Raw genomic sequence first — 10,776 nt, 5'->3', positions numbered from 1 at the left:
TATTTTTTTGATTTTTCCAAATCTTATATTCATTCATTCCGTATACTTGATATGCAATAGAACCTTTGTCTAAAAAGGAATGGAATCAGCAAAATTTTTATACATAAATTTTTCAACCTGACTTTCTGAATAATGCTTCGAGAGTGTATTCAGCAAGTAAGGATACTGTTCATAACCTTCAAGCCCTTCAATCGTTTCATCTATCCCGTCAAAATCAGACCCAAATCCTACAGCATTTTCTCCTGCAAGACCACTCACGTAATCTAAATGATTAAGTAGATGCTTCATTGAAGCCCTCGAGCGGGAAGAGGTAAATTGCGGCACGAACGTTATGCCAATCAAACCATTTTTTGCAACGATTGCTTTAATTTGATCGTCTTTTAAATTTCTTGGATGGGGACACAGTGCATATGAATTTGAATGACTGGCAATCGGATGGTCTGCAAGCTGAATGACATCCCAAAAGCTTCGTTCGGAAAGGTGAGATACGTCAGTCCACATGTGATAATGATTTAATTTCCCGACTACATGTCTCCCATAAAATGATAGACCTGCATTTCTTGTTTCGAGCGCTCCATCAGCAAGTAAGTTGGCAAAATTCCAAGTCAGTCCCGCGGATCTAACACCTAGCTGATGAAAAATGGAAAGAAGGCTTAAATCATGGCCGATCGGGTCGCAGCCTTCAAGTGTCAAAATGGCTCCAATTTCATCATCCTTTAATGCAAGAAGATCCTGTTTTGTCCTTAAATGTATGATCTTTTCAAACCCATTAATAATCCGATCATAAAAGATGGAAGCCTGTGCAAAGGCGGCTTCTAATTTATTCGTGACATCAACTGGTATAAAGATGGCAAAGCACTGGACTTTTGCTCCAAACTGAAATAGCTTTTCAATGGTGACATGCAGATTCATGTCATTCCATTCACTAATTTCAGGCCTGCGCCATAATTGATAGAGCAAATCACAATGAGCATCAAAAATACGCACGTCATCATCTCTCCTAAAGATAAATAAAGGACTGTGTTCGTAAAAAATTTCTGTATGAAAATCGTTCACCTAATAAACTTTATATGGTGCTCTTTTCCTGTAAAAACTGTTACGGAATCAACTCCCGTTTATGATGAAAAAAATCCAAAAGTCATTTATTTAGTGATCTATGATTGAAAAGGATATGAAAAGTGCGAAATAAAAACAAACCTGTTTGCGTGACCCGCAAACAGGTTGATCATTTTGTCTATTTAACGAGGCTCAATAATTAATTTAATGGCCGTACGCTCTTCTCCATCAATGAGAATATCCGTAAAGGCAGGAATACAGATTAAATCAACACCGCTCGGGGCAACAAACCCTCTGGCAATAGCTACTGCTTTTACAGCCTGGTTAAGTGCTCCAGCTCCAATTGCCTGGATTTCGGCAGCGCCTCTTTCACGCAGGACACCTGCTAGTGCTCCCGCTACAGAGTTAGGATTGGACTTTGCTGAAACTTTTAATATTTCCATTTCTAGTATCCCCCTTATTTTTCAATAGATCGTGAATGTACATTGGATCATGCCTTATTAGATCTGTTCGGAGGGCCCATCCCCTTTATGAAGCCTTCTGAACCTCTTTCACAGCCATTCCATTGATACTATATTCACTAGAGGGAACTAGTATTCCTGCTTGGTTCATTATTTTTTCTAAAATTTCTAAATATATATTCTATTCAAAAAACATATGATCGTCATTAATTAAAATGCGGTCAATTTTCAAGGCTCTGCCTGTTTTTTCTTGAACATCGATTACTACTGCGCTCAGCTGCGCCTTGCCTTCAGTTACCTCAAATCGCACAGGGAGGCTAGTCAGGAAACGTTTTATGACCGCCTCTCTCTCTACTCCCAAGATGCCATCATAAGGGCCTGTCATGCCCACATCTGTGATAAAAGCAGTCCCCTGATCAAGAATTCGCTCATCTGCCGTTTGAACGTGAGTATGAGTTCCAACAACGGCCGTCACTTCTCCGTCCAAATACCAGCCCATGGCCTGCTTCTCACTCGTTGCTTCAGCATGAAAATCCACAAAAATGATGGATGTTCTCTTTTTAGCTTCTTCAATCAGCTCATCCGCTTTTTTAAATGGACAATCAATAGGCGCCAAGAACGTTCGTCCCTGTAAGTTAATCACAGCGATTTCTTTGCCGTCGCAAGTTATATATGTAATGCCGTTACCCGGAGTGCCTTCAGGAAAATTCGCAGGACGGATTAGATTTGGATAATTATCAATAAATTCAAAGATTTCCCGCTTATCCCATGTATGATTTCCCATTGTCACAACCTGTGCGCCAGCCTGATTCAGCTCGTGATAAATCTTTTCAGTAATCCCTTTTCCGTGTGCTGCATTCTCTCCGTTTACAATCGTCAGGGACGGTCTGTATTTACGTTTTAGCTTTGGCAAATATTCTTTTATCATATCTCTACCTGGAGATCCTACTACATCTCCTACAAATAATAGTTTCATGCTTCGCTTATACCTTCTCTCAAATGGTGTGTGTTTACCCTTAAGTTTTGCACAGATTGCAAAAAAAATAAAGCGATGCAGAAAGCATCGCTTTATTTCGCATATTCCACAGCTCTCGTTTCACGGATAACTGTTACTTTAATATGACCTGGGTAATCTAATTCTTCTTCAATCCGCTTGCGGATATCCCGTGCTAAACGGTGTGCCTGAAGATCGTCGATCGTATCAGGTTTAACCATAATACGCACTTCACGTCCTGCCTGAATAGCGAAGGATTTTTCAACTCCTTCGTAAGATTCGGAAATCTCTTCAAGCTTTTCTAAGCGGCGAATATAGTTTTCAAGCGTTTCGCTTCTTGCGCCGGGACGTGCTGCAGATAAAGCATCTGCTGCCGCGACCAGAACGGCAATAACCGAAGTCGGCTCCTGATCGCCATGATGCGAAGCAATACTGTTGATAACAACCGGGTGTTCCTTGTACTTCGTAGCAAGTTCGACTCCAATTTCAACATGGCTTCCTTCTACTTCATGATCAATCGCCTTACCGATATCGTGCAGTAATCCTGCGCGTTTGGCAAGAGTAACATCTTCACCCAGTTCTGCAGCCATGAGTCCTGATAAATAAGCGACCTCCATGGAATGCTTTAATACATTTTGACCATAGCTCGTTCTGAACTTCAAACGGCCCATAATCTTGATTAAATCTGGATGCAGTCCGTGAACACCAACTTCAAATGTTGTTTGCTCACCAACCTCGCGGATGTACTCATCAACTTCACGGCGTGATTTTTCAACCATTTCTTCAATACGTGCTGGATGGATGCGTCCATCTTGAACAAGCTTGTCTAGGGCAATTCTGGCTGTTTCCCTGCGGATTGGGTCAAATCCAGATAAAATAACTGCTTCTGGAGTATCATCAATAATGAGGTCAATACCAGTTAATGTTTCAAGCGTTCTAATGTTTCGCCCTTCACGTCCAATGATGCGGCCTTTCATTTCATCATTTGGAAGGTTAACGACAGATACCGTTGTTTCAGCTACATGATCTGCTGCACAACGCTGGATTGCAAGGGAAAGTATTTCTTTCGCTCGTTTATCCGCTTCTTCTTTCGCACGGTTTTCGCTTTCTTTAACAGTTACAGCGATATCATGCGAAAGCTCATTTTCAACCTTTTCGAGAATGATCTGTTTTGCCTCATCACGAGTCAAGCTGGAAATACGCTCAAGCTCTGATTGCTGTTTACGCACCATCTCGTCCACTTTGCTTTCCATCTCTTCAATATGCTGTTGTCTTTCATTTAGAGAATCTTCTTTTTTCTCAAGCATGTTCTCGCGCTTGTCTAAAGATTCATCCTTACGATCAAGATTCTCTTCTTTTTGTAATAAGCGATTTTCTTGTTTTTGCAGCTCATTTCGTCGTTCACGAATTTCTTGCTCTGCTTCTGTCCGAAGCTTGTGAATGTCATCCTTTGCCTCAAGCAACGCTTCTTTCTTCGTCGCTTCAGCATCACGCTTCGCATCTTCAAGAATTTGCTCAGCAGTTCCTTTCGCACCGGCAATTTTCGCTTCTGCAATGGATTTACGAACAAAATAGCCAACAACTGCACCGACGATTAGGCCAAGCAAAATGGAGATGATCATTGTAATGGGATCCATCATTTCACCTCCTCTTGCTATGAACTTGGTTCTTGCTAGATTTAAGTGTCGGCATGTATATTGCATAACGTTCTTCAACATACAGCACAAAGCTTAAGGGTTTCATGGAGACCTTGCAGCAATCCTGCTGCACAGATCAACATTTGCTTTCATAGTGCCTCGCTAAAAGTTCTAACAAAATAATAATACACCCTAATTGTAAATGTGTGAAATTTTCTTGTCAAGCCTGTCATTCTGGCGTTTCTAAAGCAATTGAGAATTTTCAGGCATTGCCTTACATTTCTTGAACAGGAAAAGTCAGGATTGTCTCTCCATTGTATCGTGTATTTTTACTTTTCACATACAAAAAAGAGGCGATAATCGCCTCTTTTTAATCTTCCAGTAAATCTAATTCTTCTTGTCCATCTGGAGCAACTGCAACTTCATCCAAGCCGTAGTGGCTGCGGATTTTCCCCTGAATCTCTAAGCGGATGCTAGGATTCTCCTTTAGGAAGATTTTTGCGTTTTCTCTTCCCTGTCCTAAACGCTCCTCATTGTACGAATACCATGAACCGCTCTTTTGAACAATATCAATATCTGTTCCTAGATCAATGATTTCGCCTTCTTTAGAGATGCCTTCCCCGTACATAATGTCAACTTCTGCAACACGGAAAGGAGGTGCAACTTTGTTTTTGACAACTTTGATTTTGGTTTTATTGCCGACCATCTCATTGCCCTGTTTCAGCGTTTCAGCACGGCGAACCTCTAAACGCACCGAAGAATAAAACTTCAGAGCGCGTCCGCCTGGAGTTGTTTCAGGATTACCGAACATAACTCCTACTTTTTCACGGATCTGGTTAATGAAAATAGCAATTGTTTTTGATTTGCTGATTGCTCCGGATAATTTACGCAATGCCTGAGACATAAGACGAGCCTGCAAGCCTACGTGAGCATCTCCCATTTCACCTTCAATTTCAGCTTTTGGAACTAAAGCTGCTACCGAGTCAATGACTAGAATATCTACCGCTCCGCTTCGAACCAGCGCTTCAGCAATTTCAAGCGCCTGCTCTCCTGTATCCGGCTGTGAGAGAAGAAGTTCATCTATATTTACACCAAGCTTTTGAGCATATACAGGGTCAAGGGCATGTTCTGCATCTATAAACGCAGCCTGTCCTCCCTTTTGCTGTACTTCTGCTATCGCATGAAGGGCAACTGTCGTTTTACCTGAGCTCTCAGGTCCATATATTTCTATAATTCTTCCACGCGGATATCCGCCAACACCAAGTGCTGTATCAAGTGCAAGTGAACCGCTTGGAGATGTAGAGATCTTCCGGTCAGTCTGTTCACCGAGTTTCATAATTGAACCTTTACCAAATTGCTTTTCTATTTGTTTCAGTGCCATATCTAAGGCAGCTTGACGATCGCTCACTGAGTTTCCTCCTTTAGTTATCAACCTATTAATAATATACCTTTTATTCGAACGTTTGACAAGTAAAAAACGAACATTTATTCGGTTTTTTCAAACGTAATAACAGACTGAAAATTCTCTTTTCTCTTTATGAAAATAAGAAATTTATGCCTCTTAATCAGCTAAAATACTAAATTACCTTTTTTCCTGATTTTAGAAACGCGGATGATCTAGTAAAAAAGAAAAATACAGCTTATTCTGCTGTATTTTCCATTAATGCTTTAATAATCAAGTAACAGCCGTATTTCACTGTACGTCTGCGAATGCCGTTGCGGCTGCCTGCAAGATGAAGGAGAACGGTTCTTACCGGCTGATCTTTAAATGCCAGCCCGATATAGACGGTTCCAGGTTTTTTCCCTTCAACAGGATCTTCCCCTGCGATGCCGGTAAAGCTGATTCCGATATCACTATTTGCAAGCTTCCTGATTTGTTCAGCCATTTCTTTGGCACATTGTTCACTGACAGCCCCATGCTGATCAAGTGTTTCTTCAGATACGTTTAATATGGATTGCTTTACTTCATTAGTGTAGCAGACAATTGTACCTTTAAAAACATCAGATGTTCCTTTAACTGCTGTCAGCTGATCTGAAAAAAGGCCTCCGGTTAAACTCTCTGCAGCTGAAATTGTCATGTCTCTTTGTCTGAGATGTCTGAGTAATTCATCAGCGAGAGTTGTCTGGTCATAACCGTAGAAAAAAGTCCCCACTCTGCTGTTTATTGTCTTCTCCATTTCATTAATCAGGCGGACAGCTTCAGATTCATTTTGATGGCGCGCAGTCAATCTGAGCGTTACTTCCCCGTCACCCGCAAGAGGTGCAATCGTTGGATTGGTTTGCGCATCGATCAAATCCTGAATATCTGTCTCAAGCTGCGATTCGCCTATGCCAAAGTATCGAAGAACCCTCGAAATGATTTTGTCATTCTGGCCAAGCTTCTCTCTAAAGTATGGGAGCCCGAATTTCATAAACATAGGTTTCATTTCGCTTGGCGGGCCAGGAAGCAGCATATAAATTCGCTCATCCGCATCTATTGCCATTCCAGGCGCCATTCCCTGCTCATTTTTTAAGACGTGAGAATCCTCAATGACCAGAGCTTGTTTTTTATTATTTTCAGACATGCTTCTTTTTACTTTGACAAAATAGTCTTCAATGCTGCGAAGGGCTTCTTCATCAATCACAAGCTTCTTGCCCAGAATATTTGCGATTGTTTCTTTAGTTAGATCATCTTTAGTAGGTCCAAGGCCGCCTGTGAAAATGATAATGTTCGAACGCTCTTTGGCAATCTTTACTGCCTGCTCAAGCCTTGAAGGATTATCACCTACAACCGTGTGATAATAGACATTAAGACCATTTTCAGCCAGCTGCTGAGATAAAAACTGGGCATTAGAGTTAACGATTTGCCCAAGAAGCAATTCAGAACCTACTGCAATAATTTCTGTTTTTGACGTCATATGAACTCCCCCTCTGAATGAAGAATTACTTGGAATTCAGTAATGCGGCTTTATTTTTTGCAAAATAGTCCCATCCTGAATAAACCGTAAAGAATAATGCTACCCATAATGCGATATCTGCAAACGGGAATGAAATGAAAACAAATGGAATGTTGTGTAAAAGCAAGGCTGAAATGGCGATAATTTGTGCCCATGTTTTAATTTTTCCAAGCATGTTTGCTGCAACCACTTCCCCTTCTCCGGCGAGCACAAGACGCAAACCTGTTACAGCGAATTCACGGCTGATGATGATAATTACGATCCAGGATGGGGCAAGTCCAAGCTCAACTAAAATAATTAAGGCTGCAGAAACAAGCAATTTATCTGCAAGCGGATCTAAAAATTTCCCTAAATTCGTAACCATATTCAGCTTTCGCGCATAATAGCCGTCAATCCAGTCAGTAGTAGACGCTATAATGAATAATATTGCCCCGGCGAGATGCGTGACGGGAATAGAAGCGTCCCCTATATACATGGTTCCCCAGTCAAAAGGAGCAAGCATAATCACCATGAATACTGGGATTAATAGAATTCTTGAGATTGTAATGCGATTCGGTAAATTCATGTTTTTTCCTCCAGAGTGTAAAAAGTATGTATCAGAAAATATAAAAGAAAGAAAAGCCATCTTGAAGATGACTTTACTCCTTAGTATATACAATCTGCATATCTTGTCTTACTGTTTTTTTAGGATCAATCTGATATTCTACAGGCTGTCCATTTACCTTCACTTCAGCAGCTGAAGCATTTCCAATGACAATAAAGGCTTCAGTTTCATTTGTAAAGTCATGCACCTCGGTTTGGTCCTTCTTCAGCATGCCGCTGAAGAATTTTTTTCCAGATGCATTTCGGATCTCAATCCAAGTCTGCCCTTTAGAGCTGACCTCAAGCTTAAATTCTTTTGCTTTTTTCAGCTCATATACCGCTTTTCTGGCTGTTTTTTCTTTGAATGTGATTTCTGAAGCCTGTTCTTCAGGTTTTTCAGCTTCCTGCTTTTCTTCTTTGACGTTTTCATCAGCTGCATCTTTCTCTTTTGGCTCTTTAGAATCAGATGCATTTTCGTCGTTTTCAATGGAATCATATTCATTTTCGCCGCTTGAAATTTGCTTAGTCTGGTCTACTGTGTTTTTTGCACCGTCCGGCTTGTCCTTCTGTACAAAAATCCAGATTACGACCGCTACTAGTAAAACCAATACGATTATTAAGATCCTGGGCAATATTTCCAAAGCCTTTGATGCTGACTTCGGAAGCTCTTTATGTGTTTTCACCCTTGAAAGCTCAGTAGTTTCATCTGAATAAACAACCGGTATTTCGTTTTTATGCTCCTCGAAAATCCGATCAGGATCCAGTCCTACTGTTTCTGCATACTGTTTAATAAAAGCCCGCACATAAAAATTACCCGGCATAATGCCGTAATTGCCTTCTTCAATTCCGATCAGATACCGCTTTTGAATTTTCGTCATTGCCTGGAGATCGTCAAGACTTAACTTCCGCTCTTCTCTCGCCTGTTTTAGTCGATTTCCTAGTTCACTCAACCGTAACACCTTCCATATCTAAAAATCAAACCCGGAAAAACTCGATTCATCAAACATTTGAGGTCCAGATGCTTCCTCATATGTAATCTTTTCATCCGGATCGTTTCGAAGTTCAATTATATAGTCAAAATCATCAAGTGTATACTCCGTATTTTGCACAAACATGTCCGGATGCTCGACAACTTTTGTAGCAGACAGCCTCATTATTTCTCTCACAAGCTGTAAATGCTTTTCAGAGCCTCTTCTTGTGGAAACAATCCCATCAATAATGAAGACATTATCAACACTGTACTCATCTGCAATAAGCTGGCTTCTGATTGTCTGTTTTAATAAAGTGGAAGACACAAAAAGCCATCTTTTGTTTGCACACACACTCGAAGCGACAATTGATTCTGTTTTGCCGACGCGGGGCATGCCTCTTATGCCGATCAGCTTGTGGCCTTCCTGCTTATATAATTCAGCCAAAAAGTCCACAAGCAATCCAAGCTCATCTCTTACAAACCGGAATGTCTTTTTATCATCTGCATCACGCTGTATGTATCTTCCGTGCCGGACAGCAAGTGTATCTCTTAATTTAGGCTTGCGCAATTTCGTTACTTTTATATGATCCATTGTATTTAAAATCGATTCAAGACGCTGGATTTGCTCATTATTCGAGCATTTAAGCAGCAGTCCCCTGCGGCTGTCATCCACACCGTTAATAGTGACAATATTTATAGAAAGCATCCCGAGCAGCGAAGAAATATCGCCAAGCAGTCCGGGACGGTTTTTTTGAATTTCATACTCTAAATACCATTCCTGCATCTCCAAAAAAGGACCCCCTTCAAAACCAGGTCTATAACACCTATATCCTTATCATAAAGCATTTTGATGAAAGAGGAAAGAATAATTCCTTGACAATATAAAAGGGGGTATGTGGACCTAGAATGCACGGCTCCTTTTCATTCTTTTGAGAGACTCATCGATTAGATAAAAACAGACATTGGAAAAATGGAACTTTCAGAGGGATCCTAATCACTGATTTCCGTTTTTTTTCATAAAAAAGAGAGGACCTGCGTCCCCTCTTTATCTTGTACCGTTATTTTGCACTAGTTTAACCATCATGTTTGCAATGGCATGCTGTTCTTCTTTAGAAGCCACGCTCCAAAGATCAGCCAATACTCTTTCCTGATCATTCTTTGGATCAACCTGTTTTGCTAAGTAATCGCCGATTTCGTAAGCTAAGTCAGTTACAGCTTCTGTTTTCATTCCATCTCCTTCAGCGTGATGCAGACGGTCGCCGAGGAAATTTTTCCATGAATCCCAGTTTTCTAAAACAGACATTATAACCCCTCCTAATTAAGTGGAATACACTGTTAGTTTGTCTTGCATGACCTGTTTTATACGGATAGCTGCAGAAAAATTTATGTATGCCAGCCGCCGTTTACTGAAAGCACTTGACCTGTTATATAGCTTGCATGATTTGAGGATAAAAACAAAACAGCGTCCGCAATCTCTTCAGGCTTGCCAATTCGCCCTAATGGAATTTCCTCCTCAAGATCAGCCAGATCCTCCTCAGAAAAAGATTGAAGCATGTCAGTAGCAACCGCTCCCGGCGCTATCGCATTAACTCTGATGCCTGATGGGGCCAATTCTTTTGCCAGTGCCTTTACAAATGTATTCTGTCCGCCTTTAACCATGCTGTAAAGAACTTCACAAGAAGCGCCTATTTCTCCCCAAATAGAGGATATCACAACAATGTTCCCGCATTTTCTGCTTACCATGGAAGGAATCAATTCCTTTGATATCATATAGGGACTTGTTATTTGCAGCTGCACCATTTGCTGAATTTCTTCATTTTCCATATCTGTCATTAATCCAAAGAAACTTCTGCCGCTATTTAATACGAGCAAATCAATCGGATCTGCAAGCTGTTTTACAAGCTGACCCGGCCCATCCGCATTTGAAAGATCTGCTTTTACCATCGTACAGTCAGCCTGCAGTTCTTTTATAAGTGTTAGTATGCTTTCTTCATTTTTGTGGTAGTGGAGATATAATTTATATCCTTCCCCTGCGAGCTTTTTGGCAATGGCTTTTCCGATTCCGCCGCTCGCACCTGTAATTAAAGCTGTTTTTTTCATTTTTTTCTCCTTATAGATAAAGGCTATATCTGTTCAAGAT

At 40.8% G+C, this 10,776-nt stretch carries 11 protein-coding genes; all 11 read right to left on the bottom strand.

Annotated elements, in window-relative coordinates; translation table 11 throughout:
* Positions 1-69 precede the first annotated feature (69 nt).
* Positions 70-987: a dipeptidase gene (locus tag K8L98_RS11355; RefSeq protein WP_223442505.1), complete on the bottom strand. Its 918-nt coding sequence runs from the start codon at positions 985-987 to the stop codon at positions 70-72.
* Between the two features lie 251 nt (positions 988-1,238).
* The gene (gene spoVS / locus K8L98_RS11350) at positions 1,239-1,499 is read right to left on the bottom strand and encodes a stage V sporulation protein SpoVS (protein ID WP_029281188.1); all 261 of its coding nucleotides are present in this window, start codon (positions 1,497-1,499) and stop codon (positions 1,239-1,241) included.
* Positions 1,500-1,698: 199 nt separating this feature from the next.
* Entirely contained in the window at positions 1,699-2,493 is a 795-nt protein-coding gene (locus K8L98_RS11345; RefSeq protein WP_223442502.1) for a TIGR00282 family metallophosphoesterase, read from the bottom strand.
* A gap of 92 nt (positions 2,494-2,585) precedes the next feature.
* Complete coding sequence (gene rny / locus K8L98_RS11340; protein ID WP_223442497.1) at positions 2,586-4,148, bottom strand: ribonuclease Y; 1,563 nt, start codon at positions 4,146-4,148, stop codon at positions 2,586-2,588.
* A gap of 370 nt (positions 4,149-4,518) precedes the next feature.
* Positions 4,519-5,556 carry a recombinase RecA gene (recA, locus tag K8L98_RS11335; protein ID WP_223442494.1) on the bottom strand — a complete coding sequence of 346 codons (1,038 nt, stop codon included), beginning with the start codon at positions 5,554-5,556 and terminating at the stop codon, positions 4,519-4,521.
* A gap of 232 nt (positions 5,557-5,788) precedes the next feature.
* On the bottom strand, positions 5,789-7,045 hold the full coding sequence (locus K8L98_RS11330; RefSeq protein ID WP_223442490.1) for a competence/damage-inducible protein A: 1,257 nt from the start codon (positions 7,043-7,045) through the stop codon (positions 5,789-5,791).
* Positions 7,046-7,070: 25 nt separating this feature from the next.
* Positions 7,071-7,649: a CDP-diacylglycerol--glycerol-3-phosphate 3-phosphatidyltransferase gene (gene pgsA, locus K8L98_RS11325; RefSeq protein WP_223442486.1), complete on the bottom strand. Its 579-nt coding sequence runs from the start codon at positions 7,647-7,649 to the stop codon at positions 7,071-7,073.
* A 73-nt stretch (positions 7,650-7,722) separates the two neighbouring features.
* A complete protein-coding gene (locus K8L98_RS11320) occupies positions 7,723-8,616 on the bottom strand; it encodes a helix-turn-helix domain-containing protein (RefSeq protein ID WP_223442483.1) in 894 nt (297 codons plus the stop codon).
* An 18-nt stretch (positions 8,617-8,634) separates the two neighbouring features.
* On the bottom strand, positions 8,635-9,426 hold the full coding sequence (locus K8L98_RS11315; protein WP_223442480.1) for a DUF3388 domain-containing protein: 792 nt from the start codon (positions 9,424-9,426) through the stop codon (positions 8,635-8,637).
* 255 nt (positions 9,427-9,681) lie between these two features.
* Entirely contained in the window at positions 9,682-9,939 is a 258-nt protein-coding gene (locus K8L98_RS11310; RefSeq protein ID WP_223442477.1) for a DUF3243 domain-containing protein, read from the bottom strand.
* An 80-nt stretch (positions 9,940-10,019) separates the two neighbouring features.
* A complete protein-coding gene (gene ymfI, locus K8L98_RS11305; RefSeq protein ID WP_223442474.1) occupies positions 10,020-10,736 on the bottom strand; it encodes an elongation factor P 5-aminopentanone reductase in 717 nt (238 codons plus the stop codon).
* Positions 10,737-10,776: the final 40 nt, after the last annotated feature.

The organism is Metabacillus dongyingensis (assembly GCF_019933155.2).
GTDB classification, from domain to species: domain Bacteria; phylum Bacillota; class Bacilli; order Bacillales; family Bacillaceae; genus Bacillus_P; species Bacillus_P dongyingensis.
This window is presented reverse-complemented; position numbering and strand designations above follow the sequence as displayed.